This window comes from Corynebacterium sp. HMSC072A04 (genome assembly GCF_001809235.1).
Lineage (GTDB): Bacteria > Actinomycetota > Actinomycetes > Mycobacteriales > Mycobacteriaceae > Corynebacterium > Corynebacterium hiratae.
Genome location: NZ_KV796722.1, coordinates 1 through 17,771 on the forward strand (window position 1 = coordinate 1; position 17,771 = coordinate 17,771).

Sequence of the window (17,771 nt, forward strand, 5' to 3'; positions counted from 1 at the left end):
ACGTGTCTACTTTCCGGGGGTCAGGCCCCTTCCTGAAGGAACTGAAGGCTGTTCCCTACGGGAGAAAAAACGAGAACCCCTCTCCCTACAACCTTTGTCCGGTCTTTGAATCAGTAGAGCCTGTTCCGCAAGTGCGCGATATCCGTAGTGGGCTTGTGTTTTTCGGAGCGATGGTCTTGGCAGCGGGACTCATCTTCTTTGTGGGCTTGCTTCTTAACAGCTTCAAGGTTCCGGTTCTCTTGGCGTTTCTTCTTGGCGCGTTGCTCCTTTATTTTTTATTTCTCATCGCTAAGCATGCGCTGTTTGTTCTTCGCATTAATAGGGCCTGGAAGAATGGCTGGATCGATTTTTATCCGGTTCTCCTTGGCAGTCTTTTTCACGATGAGGAGAATGCCAGGCGTGGGAAGAAGGGGAATTTTTATGCCACGAGGGCGTTGGTCGTGGCGCCAAACGGCGAGTCCCGGATGCTCGAGGTGTCCGTGGAAGGGCTGAGGTTGGACCGAATGATTAGGGAAGGCGCTGTCATGGCGCGTGACCGCCAGGGGATCCGCCTTGATGCAATCCGTAATAACGGGTGGACATTCTGGGCAGTCGTTCGTGGTCGGCCGTTGGACGACGGAAGCGTGGAACATAGGCTGTCCGCTTCACAGGTGGCTGCGGGCTTGGATCGCGTTCGGCATGGTTGGCCATTGGATCGGCTTGATTCCTTGCCTGATGGCCCGTGAATTTTGACTATTAGCCATGGTTGTGGGTCATTTCACTCACCAGTCGGTGCATTGCCGGTTTCGGGCCGCTGACCTGTACACTGGTTCGGTACATACGGACGCGTCTACCGCAGAAAGTGCATGGATTTAATGTCTGAATCTAACTCCCGCGACCACGAGCGTGGCCGCGAAGGTTCCTCGGAAAGCAACCGGGGAAACAACCGCTCTGGTGGCCGGAAGTTTGAAAAGCGTGGCGGCGCATCGGGGCGTCGAGAAGAGCGTCGCGGCGATCGCCGCGATGACCGCCGTGGCGGTCGCGCTGGTGCGAAACCTCGTCGTGGGGATCGCCGCAACGATCGGCAGGGCCACGATCGTGATAAGCACAAGGCCTCGCATCCGCAGCGTTCGGGCTACCGTGAGGAGCGGATCAATCGCCGCATGACGGACCCGGATCTGCCATCTGATATCGATATCACTGACCTCGATCCTTCTGTGCTGCAGGACCTCTCCTCGCTATCGAAGGAAAACTCCGAAGCAGTGGCCAAGCATCTCATTATGGCGGCAACGTGGCTTGATGATGACCCGCAGCTGTCACTTCGCCACGCGCGCGCGGCAAAGGATCGCGCTGGACGCGTATCGGTTGCGCGTGAAATGAATGGAATCGCCGCCTACCGTGCTGGGGAGTGGAAGGAAGCTCTGGCGGAGTTGCGCGCTGCGCGCCGCATTTCCGGTGGCCCTGGATTGCTTGCCGTGATGGCGGATTGTGAACGCGGCCTTGGTCGCCCAGAGAAGGCCGTGGAATTGTGGCGCAGCGAAGAGGCCAAGGAGCTGGCACCGGAGGATGCCATCGAGTTGGCAATCGTGGCTGCAGGTGCACGCTTAGACATGGGTCAAGCAGATTCTGCTGTGGTCACGATTCAGCGCGCGCAGCCGAACAAGGACGCCACAGGCGTGTCTGCCTGCCGCCTTTCTTATGCTTACGCCAATGCTCTGCTGGAGGCCGGCCGTAAGGATGAGGCACAGGAATGGTTCCAGCACGCGGTTGACATCGATGAAGGAGACTGGACCGACGCCGCGGAGCGTCTGACCGAATGTAAATAATGAGTATTCTCAAGACCCACGATTCGCTGCTGCTAGATCTTGACGGAACCGTGTGGGAGGGAGGACAGGCGCTCCAGTGCGTCGTTGACGTTATTAACTCCTGCGGTGTTCCCGCGGTGTATGTGACGAACAATGCTTCCCGCAGCCCCCAGACCGTGGCTGGCATGCTGGGAGAAATTGGATTGAAAACGGATGCCAACCATGTTGTTACCTCCGCGCAAGCCGCAGTCAAGATTGCCCGTGAGGACTTCCCGGCAGGAACCAAGGTTCTCGTTATCGGCGCTGACTCATTCCGCACTCTGGCCCGTGAGGCAGGGTTCGAAATAGTCGACAGCGCCGATGATAAGCCTGCGGCAGTGTTGCAAGGCATGGATAAGTCGGTCGGTTGGGAACAGCTTTCCGAGGGGGCATTTGCTATCAATCAAGGTGCGAAATACTACGCCTCCAACCTCGATACGTCGCTGCCGACGGAGCGAGGAATGGCCGTGGGCAATGGCTCGCTCGTCGCGGCTGTTGTTTCGACCACGGGCGTTGAACCTATTTCTGCAGGCAAACCGGAGCCCGCTATGTTTACGCAGGCGGCCAAGCTGGTGGGGTCGACCAAGCCCCTTGCTGTCGGCGACCGTCTGGACACCGATATCGTCGGTGGTAATAACGCAGCGATGGATACGTTCCACGTGTTGACCGGTGTATCTCGTGAGCTGGCGCTTATTGAAGCCATTCCGGAGGCACGTCCCAATTTCATCGGCGCGGGCTTCCACGAGCTCTCCCTCTCGGAAGCACAGGCACGGCCAGGAGCCCAGGGTGGATTCCGGGCTCGGTATGACGGTTATGACATTGTCCTCCAAGGAGGCGATGAGAAGTCGACTTCGGTCGAGGCGCTGCGCACGGTTTTGGAAGTAGCCTGGGCGGGCGCTGAGCCTCCTCGCTATATTCAGCCGCGGAGCGAGGCCGCTGAAAGGGTAGTATCCACATGGCGGTAAAGCCCCATGACCCGCGGGCGGTGCTTGCCCCAGAAAAGCTGGATGCGTCCATCGCCGCGATTCTTAACGAGCCATCGGAAACTCTTGAGCAGGAGCTGGTCCAGCTGGACCGTGCTCACACCGTGCTGCGGGATGCGCTTCAAGACAACTAGCGCTTTACACCAAGGAATGTAGGGGAAAGAGGACCTGTCTATGCCACCGCAACGTCGCCGTCTTGACGCGGAGTTGGTACGCCGAAAGATCGCGCGCTCACGTGAGCACGCTGTTGAGATGATCAAGGCCGGCCGCGTGACGGTTGGTGGTTTCAAGGCCACCAAACCCGCCACGGTGGTGGAACCAGAGGTATCCATCAAGGTGGAGGCCAGTGAGGGGGATGACTGGGCGTCGCGAGGCGCGCACAAGCTCTTGGGCGCACTCGAAGCCTTTGACGTGGATCTGAAGGGCAAGCGCGTGTTGGATGCAGGAGCGTCGACCGGTGGGTTTACCGATGTCTGTTTGCGCCGCGGTGCCGCGGAGGTGTTATCGGTTGACGTGGGCTACGGGCAGCTGTTGTGGCGCCTGCAAAACGATGAGCGCGTTACCGTGCTAGACCGCACGAATATTCGCAATCTGACCCTAGAGCAGACCGGTGGGCCGTGCGATGCCATGGTGGGTGACTTATCTTTTATCTCCTTGAAATTGGTGCTTCCGGCCATCGTGGAATGCATGGTCGATGGCGCGTGGTTACTGCCCATGGTCAAGCCACAGTTTGAAGTAGGTAAGGACCGTATTGGCGCCGGCGGCGTGGTGCGGTCACCCGAGCTTCGCGCGGAAGTAACCAAGGACGTGGCGGTCTTCGCTCAGGAGCTCGGCCTAAGCGTAAAAGGTGTGGCTGCCTCCCCGCTACCGGGACCGAGCGGTAACGTCGAGTATTTCCTCTGGCTGGTCAAGGACGCGATGTCCACCCCGGAGGATAGGCTGGACGTACTGATTGATACGGCAATTAAGGAAGGACCTCAGTGAGCACTACCAGCGCCGCGGATGGCACCATGCGCCGTGAAATTCTTCTTGTCCCGCACGCCAGTCGCGAGGAAAACCTTGCCGCCACCCACCGGGCCGCGGAGCTGCTGCAGGAGGCAGGCATTAAGGTGCGCGTCTGTGCTGCGGATACTGTGCTTCCCGGGCTGCAGCACGTCCGGCATACACCAGCGGCAGCAGAGGGCTGCGAACTGGTGTTGGTGCTCGGAGGCGATGGCACGTTCTTGCGCGCTGCGGATATGGCCCGCGCCGTGGACGTTCCGGTGTTGGGCATCAACTTGGGGCACGTGGGCTTCCTCGCAGAATGGGAAGCGGAGTCCCTAGACCGTGCGCTCGTGCGCGTCATCGAGCAGTCCTATGACGTCGAAGACCGCCTGACCATCGACGTGAGCGTCTTCGATTCGGAAGGCGCGTTGCGTGAGCGCAGCTGGGCGCTGAATGAGGCGTCGATTGAAAATCTCAACAGGTCCGGAGTGCTTGATGCCATCCTCGAAGTGGATGGCCGCCCAGTATCCGCTTTTGGGTGCGACGGTGTACTTATTTCTACCCCTACGGGCTCCACGGCTTATGCCTTCTCCGCCGGCGGCCCTGTGCTGTGGCCTTCGCTCGATGCCATCCTGGTGGTGCCGAATAACGCGCACGCATTGTTTACCAAGCCGCTCGTGGTGTCTCCGGATTCACAGGTAGCGGTGGAATCGGCATCGGCAACGACTCCCGCCGTGGTGATCCTCGATGGTTTTCGGGAAATCTCCATGCCCCCAGGCTCACGCGTGGAAATCGTGCGCGGTGAACGGCCGGTGCGGTGGGTTCGCCTTGACCACCAGCCTTTCACTGACCGGCTTGTGTCCAAGCTGCGCCTTCCCGTGGAAGGCTGGCGCGGACCGCGGCATTAACCTGCTCTAGCGCGTAACCAGGAAGGAAGATAACTCTCCGTGCTCGTTGATATCAGCATTTCTGATCTCGGTGTAATTGAAAGCTCCACCGCGGAGCTTTCGCAGGGGCTCACCGTGCTCACTGGTGAAACCGGTGCTGGCAAGACCATGGTGGTGACCGGACTGCGCCTGCTCGCGGGAGGGCGCGCTGATGCCTCGCGCGTGCGCGAAGGAGCCTCCAAAGCTGCCGTCGAAGGGCACTTTTCTTCTGACTCGAAGGCCGTGGCGGAACTAGTCGAGGAAGCCGGGGGAGAGCCCGATGAGAACGGCGAATACATCGCCTCCCGCACGGTGTCGGCTGCGGGACGCTCGCGGGCCTACCTGGGTGGGCGAGCGGTGCCAGCGGCGACGCTGGGGGAGTTCGCTTCCCATCTCATTACCGTCCACGGGCAAAACGATCAGCTGAGGCTGTTGTCTACTGATCAACAGCTGGCGGCCATTGACCGCTTCGACCCTGCAGTCGACGCGGTCCGCGAGGCATATACCCAGGCATTTAGCCGCTGGCGCGCGTTGGCCAAGGACTACCAGCGCCGTACAGAATCACGGCGTGAGATGGCACAGGAAGTCGACCGGCTCCAGTTCGCGATAACGGAGATTTCGGACCTTGACCCGGAACCGGGCGAGGACGCAGAGCTCGTGACCCTCATTAAGCGCCTGCAGGATGTTGATGCCCTGCGCGAGGGAGCCGCCACCGCGCTGAGCGCCCTCGATGGTGGGGAAGGTTTCGGTGATGAGGACACCGCAGTCAACCTCGTCGGCACCGCTGAAACCGCGCTGGCTGGGGCCAGCGACGTCGAACTCGCGCGGCTCGGGGAGCGATTGAGCGAGGTCACCGCGCAATTGACCGATATTGCCGCTGAGCTCACCACGTATCTGGGAAATCTCCCCGCAGATCCCAACCTCCTCGAGGAATCCCTGCAGCGCCAACAGGAGCTCAAGCGCCTGACACGTAAGTATGCCGCAGACATCGATGGGGTGTTGGCCTGGCGTGACGCGGCAGAAGCGAAACTCGCGACGTTGGACACCTCCACCGAGGCCCTCGAAGCATTGAAGAAGGAGGTAATGGCGGCCGAAAAGACAATGGTGGCTAAGGCCGAGAAGCTCACCGCCGCCCGCACCAAGGCAGCGAAGAAGCTGGGCTCGCAGGTCACCGAGGAGATTCACGGCTTGGCCATGCCTCATTCCACACTGACGGTCGCCGTGCACAAGGCGAAGTACTCCAAGACGGGCGCGGATGAAGTGGAATTCCAACTCAACGGAAAGCCCTTGGCCTCGGCCGCCTCCGGCGGTGAGCTCTCCCGCGTCATGCTGGCGATGGAAGTGGTACTCGCCAGCGGCGACGGAACCACGTTGGTCTTCGATGAGGTAGATGCCGGCGTCGGTGGGCGCGCGGCGGTGGAGATTGGGCGTCGTCTAGCGCGCCTGTCCATCACCAACCAGGTCATTTGCGTGACCCACCTGCCCCAAGTGGCTGCCTATGCGGATTCGCACCTGCACGTGTCCAAGGAGAAATTCACCTCAGGCGTGGCGGATTTGAGCGCCGAGGAACGCGTCGAGGAACTCGCCCGCATGCTCGCTGGTCTTGATGACACCGCGACTGGCCGCGCGCATGCCCAGGAGCTCTTCGACCGGGCTCAAGCAGAAGTAGAGAGTTTCCGCGCGCCTTCCACACATTGAGCGCCTAACAGGGGAAACTGTCAGGCATGAGTCTGTTTTCCCGTAACACCGATCTGCCTGGAGAACACGGCGCGCTGCGTGATTGCACCCCGGGTGGCAAGGGCATGAAGAAGTTCAGCGCCGGTGACTTCGCAGTCATCAACGCCGCCAACATCTCCCGCCAAGAGGCCCAGACCCTCGTGGATATGAAACCAGCTGCTGTGATTAACGTGGCGGAGTTTTCTACCGGCTCCATTCCGAATTATGGCCCGCACATGCTTCTCGACGCCGACGTCACCCTTATCGAGGGCGTGGGCCAAGATTTCGTCAGCAACTTCAAGGACGGGAAGAAGGCGCGTCTTACTGAGGACGGGACGGTGTATGTGGGGGATACCCAGCTGTCTTCTGGAACGGTGGTTACCCGGGACCGCGCGGAGAAGAACTTCTCCTCCGCGCAACGCGAACTTATCGACCATATGGAAGCCTACTTCGGCAATTCCATCCAGTTCATTCACTCCGAAGGCCCGCTCCTCATCGATGGCCTTGGTGTTCCGGATGCCGGTTCTGTCATGGCGGGACGCAAGGTCCTCGTGGTGTCGCCCTCTGAGGAGCACCGCAAAAAGCTCACGCTGCTGCGCAACTTCATCCGCGAGTATGAACCCGTCATCATCGGTGTCGACTCTGCCGCAGATACTTTGGTTGAGCTGGGCTATCAGCCTAACTTCATCGTGGGAAATCCTTCGGAAGTGAGCTCTGAAACCCTGCGCAGTGGTGCCCAAGTTATCCTCCCAGCTGAGCCGGACGGCACTGCGGAAGGACTCGAGCGCATTCAGGATCTGGGAATTGGCGCGATGACATTCCCGGCTGCGACAGACTCAGCAACGGATCTTGCACTCCTGCTCGCGGATTACCACGAAGCGCAGATGATTGTGCAGGTTGGAGGCGCCCTCGATCTCGATGACATCTTTGCCAACGAGCCGACTGCCACGCCCGCAGCCCTGTTGTGCCATATGAAGGCCGGTACGCGCCTCGTGGACGCGGACGCCGTCATCAACCTCTACACCGCGCCGAATTCCGGCGCAATGGGGTGGCTGTGGGCCCTGCTGGGCATCCTCGTGGCGCTGGCTGTGGTCATCCTCATCGTCGGCCTGGGTGGCGATGAATCATTCCTGCAGAACCTGATCGATACGTGGAACAACTTCGCGCTGAGCGTGCAGGGGTGGTTCAAATAATGGGTTCGCCTAAATCCCTGATTGTCACCGGCCTTGGCTTCGGCGCAGCCATTGGTATTGCGTTGGGCACGTTGGTCATCGCACCGAACATGGACTCCACCCCGGGGCGCGGTGGGGAGTCCAACGACGAGGTCCGAGAAAAATACAGCAAGCTGGTGCTTGACCACAACATTGCGAAGGCCCAGCTGGATTCCGCTGATTCCGTGATGGGGGACCTCGGCCGTTACGTCGTCGACGGCACTCTAGTCCAGCGTCCGGTCATGGTACTCAGCATGCCCGACGCCAATGATGCCGATGTCACCGCTGTGAAGGATCTTCTAGGCTCCGCCGATTCCACCGACGCTGGAAGCATTAAACTGACCGAAAAATTCTTGGCCCAGGAATCCGCAGACAAGTTGTTGTCCCTCGTCACCACCACGCTGCCGGCAGGAGCGAAGCTCGATAAGAAGAAGATCGATGCCGGTACTCATGCCGGCCAAGCGCTTGCTGCTGGGCTGATGATGGATGCTAAGACCACCCAACCGCTTGCCACCGTCGACGATCGGGCGACCTTGCTGCGTGCCTTGCGCGATGCCGGCTACATCGACTACAAGGATGGCACGATCCTGCCCGCTCAGGCGGTCGTAATCGTCGGCGGCGGCCTGACACCGGGAGAAGACGAAGAGAGCCCTGGCAAGAAGTACGCTATCGACACCACCGTCAAGTTCCTGGAAGGTTTCGAGTCCACGGACGCCGCCATGGTGTATGCCGGGCGCGTGCAGTCTGCAGGGGATGGCGGAGTGTTGGAAAAGCTGCGGGCGGCCAAGACTGGGATTAGTACCGTGGACTCCATCGACCACCCGGTCTCCCAGATGGCCAGCGTTTTGGCCGTCAAGGAGCAGCTTGATGGCGGCCGCGGCGTGTACGGTTCTGCAGCGAATGCCGAGGGCGCCGCGCCGGCGCTGCCGAAGGATCTCTAAATGCCACACGAGTTTCGTACGGTGGGAAGCGAGCTGCTTGTCGACGCCCCCATTATCGCCGTCCGCCGTGATGACGTTGTGATGCCGGGAGATGTCGTGGCGCAGCGGGAGATCGTCGAGCACCTCGGTGCCGTGGCCGTTGTGGCTTTGGACGAGGACAACCGAGTCGCCATGGTGGAGCAGTACCGCCACAGTGTGAGCAAACGCCTGTGGGAGCTGCCAGCCGGTTTGCTCGACGTCAAAGGTGAAGATGAGCTCATTGGCGCACAACGTGAACTCCAAGAAGAGGCCGGACTGGCCGCCGAGAACTGGGGTGTGTTGACCGATCTGGTGACCTCCCCGGGCTTTTGTGAAGAAGCCGTACGAGTGTTCGTGGCGCGTGGGCTGCGGGACGTCGCCAAGCTCGAGGCCACAGGTGATGAAGAGGCCGACATGGGGTTTTCGTGGGTGTCGCTCGCGGAGGCCGTCGATCGCATCCTCGCCGGCGAGATTGTGAACTCTATTGCAGTGGCCGGAATTCTCGCCGCCTATGCCTGTGTGCGTGAAGGACGCACACCGCGGCCGGTTGATTCACCTTTCGAGTTGCGGCCGCAGTCGCTGGCTAGCCGGCGTACCGGACCGGATTTGAAGAAGCTGTGAGCAGCACGACTCCCGCTGCCGCCGCTGGGCAAGCGTGGCTGATGCACCTCATGGTGGAAAAAGGTGCCTCGAAGAACACGGTGAGTAATTACCGGCGTGACATCAATCGCTACGTGTCGTGGCTAGCGGAATCTGGGATCACGGATTTGCGCCAGGTTTCTCGCGCGCACGTGGAGAACTACCTCATGTACCTGCGTGAATCCCTCGCCCAGTCCTCGGCCAGTCGAGCGCTGATCGTCGCGCGTGGGCTGCATAAATTTGCGCTCGCGGAGGGGATGATTGAAGAAGACGTCGCGGCGGAGGTTTCGCCGCCCAAGCGGGCCCAAGCGCTACCGGAGACCCTCAGCGTGGAGGACGTCGAGACTTTGCTCAACGCCATTCCCACTGATGAATCCGCAGCCCCCATAGACATCCGCGATCGCGCTTTGCTGGAGGTTCTCTACGGCACGGGCGCGCGCATCTCCGAAGTGATCTCCTTGAGCGTGGATGACGTAACGGCTGAGGGGCCGACGTCCGTGCGCGATATTCTGCTGCTGAGCGGCAAGGGCGATAAGCAACGCCTCGTTCCGTTGGGTTCGCACGCGGTAAGAGCGGTCGAGCATTATCTCGTGCGGGCACGGCCGGTCTTAGCAACTGGAGCCTCCCACGCGCTATTCCTCAACACCCGGGGCAAGGCCCTGTCACGGCAAAGCGCATGGGCCGCCATCAAGTCCGCTGCACAGCGCGCGCACTTGAGCGCCAACATCTCTCCGCACACCCTGCGTCACTCCTTTGCTACCCACCTGCTGGAGGGTGGTGCGGATGTGCGTACAGTTCAGGAACTGCTGGGTCATTCTTCCGTGACGACGACGCAGATTTACACGCACGTGACTGCGGATTCGCTTCGCGAGGTGTGGCGCACTGCTCATCCACGCGCCTAAAGGCGCCTAGAATCAGTTCGATTTACATCAACGAAAAGGATTTCTATGACTTCATCTGCTCGCGCTTCCCGGACCTTTCGCGGGGCTGCGATTGCTCTCGCGCTCACCGTATTTCCACTTGCCGGTGTTGCGGCCAACCCGGTGAGCGCGAAGGACGGAATCCCCGGGCTCGGCGCGGCAGTTGCCCATGCTCAGGATGCCACCATCCCCGTGCCGGCTGGACAAACCACGACGGTTTCCCTGCCGGTGCCTGTCGACGTCTCCGTGGCTGCCGATGGGTGGAATGTGAGCGCCTCAGGTGGCACTGCTACGGTGACGGCCCCGCCAGCAGGTGGACAGATTACCGTTCCAGTGACCTACCAGGGCGTGACCATGACCATCGTGCTCGTTGCTGACGCCGATGTCACCGCCGAGGAACTCAACGACGCTGCCGAAAGCGTCGATCCGGGGCGCCTTGGTGGTGGCCAGCCGGGGCCGGAGGACGCAGAGAACCAACAAGGTAACGACGCAGAGAACCAACAAGGTAACGAAGAACTGGGTGGAAACGGCGACGTCACAGACGATGCAAGCGATGGCGGAGCGGCGACCGGTGCGGATAGTTCCAGCACCGGCCACGCGCAACCGCACCGTACGGGCCGTGGCTGGGAAGGCGTGGATGATTCCCACACGTCCTATGTCAACCTAGAATCCACCATCGAAGGCCAGACCATTCACGCCAAGCTAGGTTTGAAACAAGCGCTGGACCTTTATAACCGCTTCAAGCATCTTGAGGATGAAGGCGTCACGCTGCGTTATCTCAACGCGGAAGGGGAGTTCATCGAGGGCGTGAAACGCGACATTGATAAGGGCTCGCGCACCATGACCCTGACCTACCCAGAGGGCATGGAACCCGACAACCCCTTCATCATGCAGTTCATCAACGAGGACACCCAGTCGGCAGAGCTGGTGGTGACACTCACAGACCCAACCCGAGAGAACACCACCGACGTGCCTCCAGAGCAGCAGCTTGACAGCGACAGCGCCACGACAGCTAGCGAAGAATCAGGCACTGATACGGGCCTTGGCGCCGGCGCGGTGATAGCGGGGATTGCGGCACTCGGCATCATCGCATTGGTCGCTGGGTTCGCACTCCGTCGGTTCCGTTCGAACCGGAAGTAAAAGCTCTCGTCGTCTAGCTTCCAGGCTTTATGTGGCGGCTTTTGCTGGCTATAATCGCGATGCGGGTGCTCAAGGGGGTACCCTATAATCACAAGGATGTAAGAGTGCGGCGCCGGTGAGTGCCGCAGGGCTAACGCGAAGATGGCCTAACTAGAGCCGTACAGGTCAAGGAAGCAGGTGTGACTGTGAGCGACGAGGGACTGTTTGAGGCCTCCGAAACACAGGTCGGGTTGACCGGCCGGCCACTGCGGGAGCTTCCGGAACCAGAGCCATTGGAAAAGCATGGTCCCGCCACGATTATCTCCATGTGCAACCAGAAAGGTGGCGTGGGGAAAACCACGTCCACGATCAATATGGGAGCATGCTTGGCGGAGTTGGGGCGTAAAGTCCTCCTCGTTGACTTGGACCCGCAGGGCGCTCTGTCCGCCGGATTGGGTCTGACTCATGACCAGATTCAGGACACCATCTATGACGTCATGCTCGATAGTGAGGTCTCGGTGCATTCTGCCATCGTTCACACCGGCGTGGCGGGGCTCGACCTGGTTCCGGCCAACATTGATCTTTCCGCCGCAGAGATTCAGATGGTCAACGAGGTGGGCCGCGAGCACACCTTGGCTCGAGCGCTGCGCCCGGTACGCAAGGACTATGACTTCATCATCATCGACTGCCAGCCTTCCCTGGGCCTGCTTACGGTCAATGCGCTGGCCTGTTCGCAAGGCGTCATTATCCCGATGGAATGCGAGTTCTTCTCCCTGCGCGGCCTCGCGCTGTTGACCGACACCGTGGAGAAGGTTGCTGACCGCATCAATTTCGACCTGGAGATCATGGGCATTCTGGTCACCATGTTTGACCGTCGCACCCGCCACGCCCGCGAAGTCATGGACCGGGTAGTCGAGTACTTCGGGGATAAGGTCTTTGACACGGTGATTACGCGGACCGTGCGTTTCCCAGAGACCTCGGTAGCCGGTGAACCGATTACCACCTGGGCACCGAGCTCGCAGGCTGCCAAGCAATACCGCGACCTAGCTAAAGAGGTCATTGAGCGGGCCAACGGCTAGCCGCCTATTATGACCCAACTGGAGATCACCGGCTTTCGCATCGCGCTGGGCAATTTTGAGGGTCCGTTCGATCTGCTGCTCCAGCTCATTCAAGCGAAAAAGTTAGATGTCACCGAGGTGGCGCTGTCTGAGGTTACCGATGAGTTCGTGGCCTATACCCGAGCGTTGGGGGAGACCGCGGACCTGGACGAGACGACGGAATTTCTGCTCATCGCCGCTACGCTTTTGGATTTGAAGGCGGCGCGTTTATTGCCGCGCGGCGAGGTCGATGATCTTGAGGACCTCGAACTGCTGGAGACCCGAGATCTGCTTTTCGCGCGGTTGCTGCAGTATAAGGCTTATAAGCAGGTCGCTGACCAGTTTGCGCAGTGGCAGCGCGGCGCCCAGCGCCGCTATCCACGTGCGGTGGCGATGGAGGAGCGCTTCAGCGAGCTTCTTCCACCAGTCAAACTTGGACACACCCCAGCCACGTTCGCGGAGCTCGCCGCCGGGGTATTCCGCCCCAAGCCTCCCGAGGAAGTCGCGACCGGTCACATCCACCAGGTCGCCGTCTCTGTGCCGGAACAGGCTGGAAAAATCCTTACCACGCTCAAGCTGTTAGGCACAGGGCAATGGATGAGCTTTGATGCGTTAACGCGGGACTGCACCATTTCCATGGAAGTCGTGGGCCGCTTCTTGGCATTGCTGGAGCTGTACAAAGCCAAGGCTGTGGATGCGTCCCAACCAGAATCCTTGGGCCCGTTGGAACTGTCGTGGACAGGGCTCGACGTGGATCCGGCCGTTGTTGCGGCGGCGAACTGGGATTAAGGTACGCTACCGACTCATGGAGGACACGTCACCCGCAGCACACAGTGAGGCCCCAGTGCCGAGCGCACCGGCGGCTCTTCCGCTCATCCCGCAATTGCGCTCACGCCTCGAATCAATCCTTCTGGTCATCGATTCGCCCGCCAGCGCGGAAGAGCTGGCCCGCGTAGTAGATGCGGAGGTCTCCGTTGTCAGAGATACTTTGCGGGCAGTGGAGCGCGAGCTCACTGAGCGTGGCTCTGGCATCGACCTGCGCGAGACACCGGAAGGATGGCGTTTTTATACCCGCAAAGAAAATGCAAACGCCGTCGAGCAGTTCGTGCTTGATGGGACCCAAACCAAGCTTTCGCGCGCCGCACTGGAAACCCTCGCGGTCATCGCCTACCGCCAGCCGGTCACCCGCGCCCAAGTCGCTGGTGTTCGCGGTGTCAACGTCGATGGCGTTGTCCGCACGCTGCTTCTGCGCGGGCTCATCCGAGAGATCGAAGGCCCCGAGCCCACAGTCGGCAACGCACACCAGTATGAGACCACTGAGCTTTTCCTGGAGCTTCTGGGAATTGACTCCCTCGAGCGTCTTCCAGACCTCGCGCCGCTGCTGCCAGACATCGAGCAGATCGATGAGGACTACTCATAAAGGCCCACCGTGCGGTAGGATTGCGGCCGGACAACGGCGCGGTTCCGCGCGCCGCAAATTGAAGAACTATTGAGAGGACACATCCGTGACTCCACCCGCTCGCCGCGATGGCACACCGGACAAGAAAAAGCGAGACAGCGACATGATTGTCTCGAACGCTAAGCCGGCCCGCCATCAGCACGTAAAGAAAAAGGCCACCGCCGATTCCGTCGCCCGCGACTTGGGCGCGGACTGGCTGGTAGACGGTAAAGCTAAGAAGAATTCCCAGAACCAAGGCGAACGCCTCCAAAAGGTGCTGGCCAAGGCCGGCGTTGCCTCCCGCCGCCATGCAGAGATTCTCATCGATGAGGGCCGCGTTGAGGTCAACGGTCAGGTCATCATCACCCAAGGCACCCGAGTTAACCCCAACACGGACGTGATCCGCGTCGATGGCACACGCATCAACGTCAACGAAGAAACTCAGTACTTCGTACTCAACAAGCCCCGCGGCATGCAGTCCACTATGTCGGATGACATGGGTCGTCCGTGCGTGGGCGATGTCGTAGCGGATCGAGTCGTGGCGGGCCAGCGCCTGTTTCACGTCGGGCGCCTCGATGCGGATACCGAGGGCCTTCTTTTGCTCACCAACGACGGTGAGCTGGCCAACCGCCTCATGCATCCTAAGTACGAGGTCACCAAGACCTACCTGGCCACCGTTTTGGGTGAGGCCGATAAGAGGCTGGTTCGCCAGCTGCGCGAGGGCGTCGAACTAGAAGACGGCCCGGCGAAGGCGGATTATGTGCAGATCGTGGACAAGAACCAGGGCTATTCGCTGGTGCGTCTTGAGCTGCACGAAGGCCGCAAGCACATCGTGCGCCGCATGCTGAAGGAGGCCGGCTTTCCGGTCCAGCGTCTTGTGCGCACCAAGCTCCACACCGTGCAGCTGGGCGATATGAAGCCCGGCTCCTTGCGCGCATTGAACTCCAACGAATTAACCAGCCTGTACAAGGCGGTGGGGATGTAATGATTTCAAACATGCCAAACCAGGGACTCGTTCTGGCCGTGGATGGCCCGTCGGGCACCGGAAAGTCGACGACCTGCCGCGCGTTGGCCAAGCGCCTCGACGCGAAGTATGTCGATACCGGCGCCATGTACCGGGTGGCTACCCTTGCCGTGCTGCGCGCGGGCGTGGACCCAGCGGATACCGACGCTGTCATTGCCGCAACCGCAAACCTGCCTCTGGAGGTTTCCGATGATCCGGATTCCACGCAGGTTATCTTTGCCGGCGAGGATGTCTCCCGGGTGATCCGCGAGGACGAGGTAACCCGCAACGTGTCGGCAGTCTCCGCCATCCCGGAGGTACGCCAGAACCTCGTGGAGCTGCAGCGGAACCTTGCCGCGCAGGCACACCGTGCCATTGTGGAGGGTCGCGATATCGGCACCGTGGTGCTCGCTGATGCTCCCGCTAAGGCCTTCATGACGGCCAGCGCCGAGGTCCGCGCGCAGCGCCGCCACGATCAGAACCGTGCGGCGGGCATCGACTCGGATTTTGACACCGTGCTTGCCGACGTCGAGCGGCGCGACGCTGCGGACTCCTCCCGCGCCACCTCGCCGCTGCGCCCAGCCGAGGACGCCGTACTCGTGGATACCTCTGAGATGACCCCAGACGAGGTCCTCGATGCCCTCATCGCCGTCGTCGAAGAATCGGCCGCAAAGGAGGCCTCACATGACTAATGGACCGCAGAACCCAAACGTGAACCCCGAACAGCAGCCGGAAGAATTCGAGACGGAATTTCATTACCCGGTAGGCAAACTCGAAGAAGAGGTCGTGCGCGATCCGCATGGCGGGTGGGCGCAGAAGGATTTCGATTCTGAGGACTTCGACTATGAATTCGATGAGTCGGAATTCGACGACTCCGAGTTCGGCGAAGCCGATTTCGGCGAGGAAGAAGATATCGCTGAAGGTGAGAACCCGCTCAGCGAAGAAGAGTGGGAGGCGCTATCTCACGCCTTTGGCGTGGGCGAGGAGCACACGGAGGAAAACCTCTGCACAGTGGCCGTTGTCGGCCGCCCGAACGTGGGTAAGTCTTCCCTGGTGAACCGCTTTCTCGGCCGCCGCGAAGCCGTGGTGGAGGACCACCCAGGTGTGACTCGTGACCGTGTGTCCTACGTGGCGGACTGGAACGGACAGCGCTTCTTCGTTCAGGACACCGGTGGTTGGGATCCCAACGTCAAGGGCATCCACGCCGCCATCGCACGTCAGGCCGAACAGGCCATGGAGACCGCCGATGTCATCGTGTTCGTGGTGGACACCAAGGTAGGCATCACCGAGACCGATGCGGTCATGGCTCGAAAGCTGCAGCGCTCCGAGGTCCCGGTCATCCTGGTATCCAACAAGTTTGACTCGGAAACCATGTACGCAGATATGGCCGAGTTTTACGGGCTTGGATTGGGTGATCCATGGCCGGTATCCGCCCAGCATGGCCGCGGCGGCGCCGACGTCTTGGATGAAATTCTGCGTTTGTTCCCGGAGGAGCCGCGTCATTCCTCGATTACCTCTGGTCCTCGCCGCGTGGCGCTGGTGGGCAAGCCGAACGTGGGCAAGTCCTCCTTGCTAAACAAGCTGACGGCGGAGGAGCGCTCCGTGGTTGACAATGCCGCCGGCACGACGGTCGACCCAGTCGACTCCTTGGTGCAGCTAGATCAGCGCCTATGGAAATTCATTGATACCGCGGGCCTACGCAAGAAGGTCAAGAACGCGCAGGGCCATGAGTACTACGCTTCGCTGCGCACGCGCGGCGTGATTGATGCGGCCGAGGTATGCATCATGCTTATCGACGCCTCCCAGGAAGTCTCCGAGCAAGACCAGCGCGTCCTCAACATGATTCTGGAAGCCGGTAAGGCCCTGGTCATCGCCTTCAATAAGTGGGACCTTGTGGACGAGGATCGCCGCTACTACTTGGAGCGCGAAATCGATGAGAACCTGCGTCACCTGCCGTGGGTGACCCGTGTGAATATCTCTGCGGAGACTGGCCGCGCCCTGCAGAAGCTAGAGCCTGCCATGATTGAGGCTCTCGAGAGTTGGGACCAACGCGTGTCTACTGGTCAGCTCAACAACTGGATGCGTGAGGCGATTGCCGCGAATCCGCCGCCGATGAACAACAACCGCCTCCCGCGCGTGCTGTTCGCTACCCAGGCCTCGACGCAGCCGCCGACGATCGTGCTGTTTACGACCGGCTTCCTGGATGCGGGTTATCGCCGTTACCTGGAGCGCAAGTTCCGTGAGCGCTTCGGTTTCCATGGCTCACCGGTGCGCATCGCGGTGCGCGTGCGCGAGCGCCGTCAGCGCCGCTAACACCCACCTGCGAGGTGGCCCCATGCGTGGTTAAATCCAGCCGTTGGCCTCGGCGCGCCGCGCGGCCTCAAAGCGGTTGCTTGCCTGCGTCTTCGTCATGATGGCGGACACGTGGTTGCGCACCGTACCGCCGCTGAGATGGAGGTGTGCTGCGATATCGGCGGACCCGAGACCGCGAACGAGTAGGCGGCACACCTCGATTTCCCGTTCACTTAGCGGGTTGTCGGGAGTGAAGAGTATGTCCTGAGCAAGCTGCGGATCGATGACACGCAGACCCGAGTGGACGCGGCGGATGGCATCGGCGAGTTCCTCCGGGGGAGTGTCTTTGACGAGGAAGCCATCGACGCCCGCGTTGAGGGCGCGTTTGACGTAACCGGGACGGCCAAACGTGGTGACGATGAGGCTGCGGCAGTGAGTATTGGCGATAGACTTTGCGGCATCGATACCGTTCATTCCGGGCATCTCAATGTCGAGTAGAGCGACGTCTACCTGATGCTCAGCAACGAGTGCGGCGACCTCGGCTCCGGTGGAACACTCGGCAACGACGTCGATGTCGGGTTCGGTACTCAGCAAAGCGGTGAGAGCGCCCCGGACCAGGGATTGGTCTTCGGCGATGAGTACGCGGATGTGTTCGCTCATA

Annotated in this window: 19 protein-coding genes; 18 read left to right on the plus strand and 1 reads right to left on the minus strand. The window is 60.7% G+C overall.

What is annotated here, in order from left to right; all coding sequences use genetic code 11:
- The 18 genes from HMPREF2565_RS00190 to der form a co-directional block, all read left to right on the plus strand.
- The coding region (locus HMPREF2565_RS00190; protein WP_371440993.1) for a hypothetical protein at nt 1-725 on the plus strand (725 nt) is incomplete at its 5' end.
- Nucleotides 726-845: 120 nt separating this feature from the next.
- Nucleotides 846-1,805 (plus strand): tetratricopeptide repeat protein, encoded by a 960-nt coding sequence (locus HMPREF2565_RS00195; RefSeq protein WP_371440994.1) that lies wholly within the window; start codon nt 846-848, stop codon nt 1,803-1,805.
- On the plus strand, nt 1,805-2,788 hold the full coding sequence (locus tag HMPREF2565_RS00200) for an HAD-IIA family hydrolase (protein ID WP_071406687.1): 984 nt from the start codon (nt 1,805-1,807) through the stop codon (nt 2,786-2,788). Before HMPREF2565_RS00195 ends, HMPREF2565_RS00200 begins: the two co-directional genes overlap by 1 nt.
- Complete coding sequence (locus tag HMPREF2565_RS13845) at nt 2,779-2,940, plus strand: hypothetical protein (RefSeq protein WP_168162645.1); 162 nt, start codon at nt 2,779-2,781, stop codon at nt 2,938-2,940. The genes HMPREF2565_RS00200 and HMPREF2565_RS13845 overlap by 10 nt, the downstream gene beginning before the upstream one ends.
- A 40-nt stretch (nt 2,941-2,980) precedes the next feature.
- The gene (locus HMPREF2565_RS00205) at nt 2,981-3,790 is read left to right on the plus strand and encodes a TlyA family RNA methyltransferase (protein ID WP_071406688.1); all 810 of its coding nucleotides are present in this window, start codon (nt 2,981-2,983) and stop codon (nt 3,788-3,790) included.
- 26 nt (nt 3,791-3,816) lie between these two features.
- Complete coding sequence (locus tag HMPREF2565_RS00210; RefSeq protein WP_046649256.1) at nt 3,817-4,698, plus strand: NAD kinase; 882 nt, start codon at nt 3,817-3,819, stop codon at nt 4,696-4,698.
- A gap of 39 nt (nt 4,699-4,737) precedes the next feature.
- The gene (recN, locus tag HMPREF2565_RS00215; RefSeq protein WP_071406689.1) at nt 4,738-6,414 is read left to right on the plus strand and encodes a DNA repair protein RecN; all 1,677 of its coding nucleotides are present in this window, start codon (nt 4,738-4,740) and stop codon (nt 6,412-6,414) included.
- 26 nt (nt 6,415-6,440) lie between these two features.
- Complete coding sequence (steA, locus tag HMPREF2565_RS00220; RefSeq protein ID WP_071406690.1) at nt 6,441-7,625, plus strand: putative cytokinetic ring protein SteA; 1,185 nt, start codon at nt 6,441-6,443, stop codon at nt 7,623-7,625.
- Nucleotides 7,625-8,584, plus strand: a complete 960-nt coding sequence (locus tag HMPREF2565_RS00225; RefSeq protein WP_071406691.1) for a copper transporter — start codon at nt 7,625-7,627, stop codon at nt 8,582-8,584. The genes steA and HMPREF2565_RS00225 overlap by 1 nt, the downstream gene beginning before the upstream one ends.
- Entirely contained in the window at nt 8,585-9,223 is a 639-nt protein-coding gene (locus tag HMPREF2565_RS00230) for an NUDIX domain-containing protein (RefSeq protein WP_071406692.1), read from the plus strand.
- Between the two features lie 41 nt (nt 9,224-9,264).
- On the plus strand, nt 9,265-10,143 hold the full coding sequence (gene xerD / locus HMPREF2565_RS00235; RefSeq protein WP_070516263.1) for a site-specific tyrosine recombinase XerD: 879 nt from the start codon (nt 9,265-9,267) through the stop codon (nt 10,141-10,143).
- Between the two features lie 45 nt (nt 10,144-10,188).
- A complete protein-coding gene (locus HMPREF2565_RS00240) occupies nt 10,189-11,301 on the plus strand; it encodes a hypothetical protein (protein ID WP_071406693.1) in 1,113 nt (370 codons plus the stop codon).
- A 185-nt stretch (nt 11,302-11,486) separates the two neighbouring features.
- Complete coding sequence (locus tag HMPREF2565_RS00245; RefSeq protein WP_046649257.1) at nt 11,487-12,359, plus strand: ParA family protein; 873 nt, start codon at nt 11,487-11,489, stop codon at nt 12,357-12,359.
- 9 nt (nt 12,360-12,368) lie between these two features.
- Nucleotides 12,369-13,166 carry a segregation and condensation protein A gene (locus HMPREF2565_RS00250; protein ID WP_071406694.1) on the plus strand — a complete coding sequence of 266 codons (798 nt, stop codon included), beginning with the start codon at nt 12,369-12,371 and terminating at the stop codon, nt 13,164-13,166.
- A gap of 16 nt (nt 13,167-13,182) precedes the next feature.
- Nucleotides 13,183-13,797 (plus strand): SMC-Scp complex subunit ScpB, encoded by a 615-nt coding sequence (gene scpB / locus HMPREF2565_RS00255; RefSeq protein WP_046649235.1) that lies wholly within the window; start codon nt 13,183-13,185, stop codon nt 13,795-13,797.
- 85 nt (nt 13,798-13,882) lie between these two features.
- Nucleotides 13,883-14,800 carry a pseudouridine synthase gene (locus HMPREF2565_RS00260; protein ID WP_046649236.1) on the plus strand — a complete coding sequence of 306 codons (918 nt, stop codon included), beginning with the start codon at nt 13,883-13,885 and terminating at the stop codon, nt 14,798-14,800.
- The gene (gene cmk / locus HMPREF2565_RS00265; RefSeq protein WP_046649237.1) at nt 14,800-15,510 is read left to right on the plus strand and encodes a (d)CMP kinase; all 711 of its coding nucleotides are present in this window, start codon (nt 14,800-14,802) and stop codon (nt 15,508-15,510) included. Before HMPREF2565_RS00260 ends, cmk begins: the two co-directional genes overlap by 1 nt.
- Nucleotides 15,503-17,131, plus strand: coding sequence for a ribosome biogenesis GTPase Der (gene der / locus HMPREF2565_RS00270; protein WP_046649238.1), 1,629 nt, complete (start codon nt 15,503-15,505; stop codon nt 17,129-17,131). Before cmk ends, der begins: the two co-directional genes overlap by 8 nt.
- A gap of 30 nt (nt 17,132-17,161) precedes the next feature.
- Here der and HMPREF2565_RS00275 read toward each other — a convergent pair whose 3' ends face one another.
- Nucleotides 17,162-17,770, minus strand: coding sequence for a response regulator transcription factor (locus HMPREF2565_RS00275; protein WP_071406695.1), 609 nt, complete (start codon nt 17,768-17,770; stop codon nt 17,162-17,164).
- Between the last annotated feature and the right edge of the window lies 1 nt (nt 17,771).

What these genes read in the sequence shown, in the direction of transcription:
- HMPREF2565_RS00195 (WP_371440994.1), top strand. Translation starts at nt 846, where the DNA reads ATGGATTTAATGTCTGAATCTAACTCCCGCGACCACGAGCGTGGCCGC.
- HMPREF2565_RS00200 (WP_071406687.1), top strand. Translation starts at nt 1,805, where the DNA reads ATGAGTATTCTCAAGACCCACGATTCGCTGCTGCTAGATCTTGACGGA.
- HMPREF2565_RS13845 (WP_168162645.1), top strand. Translation starts at nt 2,779, where the DNA reads ATGGCGGTAAAGCCCCATGACCCGCGGGCGGTGCTTGCCCCAGAAAAG.
- HMPREF2565_RS00205 (WP_071406688.1), top strand. Translation starts at nt 2,981, where the DNA reads ATGCCACCGCAACGTCGCCGTCTTGACGCGGAGTTGGTACGCCGAAAG.
- HMPREF2565_RS00210 (WP_046649256.1), top strand. Translation starts at nt 3,817, where the DNA reads ATGCGCCGTGAAATTCTTCTTGTCCCGCACGCCAGTCGCGAGGAAAAC.
- steA (WP_071406690.1), top strand. Translation starts at nt 6,441, where the DNA reads ATGAGTCTGTTTTCCCGTAACACCGATCTGCCTGGAGAACACGGCGCG.
- HMPREF2565_RS00225 (WP_071406691.1), top strand. Translation starts at nt 7,625, where the DNA reads ATGGGTTCGCCTAAATCCCTGATTGTCACCGGCCTTGGCTTCGGCGCA.
- HMPREF2565_RS00230 (WP_071406692.1), top strand. Translation starts at nt 8,585, where the DNA reads ATGCCACACGAGTTTCGTACGGTGGGAAGCGAGCTGCTTGTCGACGCC.
- xerD (WP_070516263.1), top strand. Translation starts at nt 9,265, where the DNA reads ATGCACCTCATGGTGGAAAAAGGTGCCTCGAAGAACACGGTGAGTAAT.
- HMPREF2565_RS00240 (WP_071406693.1), top strand. Translation starts at nt 10,189, where the DNA reads ATGACTTCATCTGCTCGCGCTTCCCGGACCTTTCGCGGGGCTGCGATT.
- HMPREF2565_RS00250 (WP_071406694.1), top strand. Translation starts at nt 12,369, where the DNA reads ATGACCCAACTGGAGATCACCGGCTTTCGCATCGCGCTGGGCAATTTT.
- scpB (WP_046649235.1), top strand. Translation starts at nt 13,183, where the DNA reads ATGGAGGACACGTCACCCGCAGCACACAGTGAGGCCCCAGTGCCGAGC.
- cmk (WP_046649237.1), top strand. Translation starts at nt 14,800, where the DNA reads ATGATTTCAAACATGCCAAACCAGGGACTCGTTCTGGCCGTGGATGGC.
- der (WP_046649238.1), top strand. Translation starts at nt 15,503, where the DNA reads ATGACTAATGGACCGCAGAACCCAAACGTGAACCCCGAACAGCAGCCG.
- HMPREF2565_RS00275 (WP_071406695.1), bottom strand. Translation starts at nt 17,770, where the DNA reads ATGAGCGAACACATCCGCGTACTCATCGCCGAAGACCAATCCCTGGTC.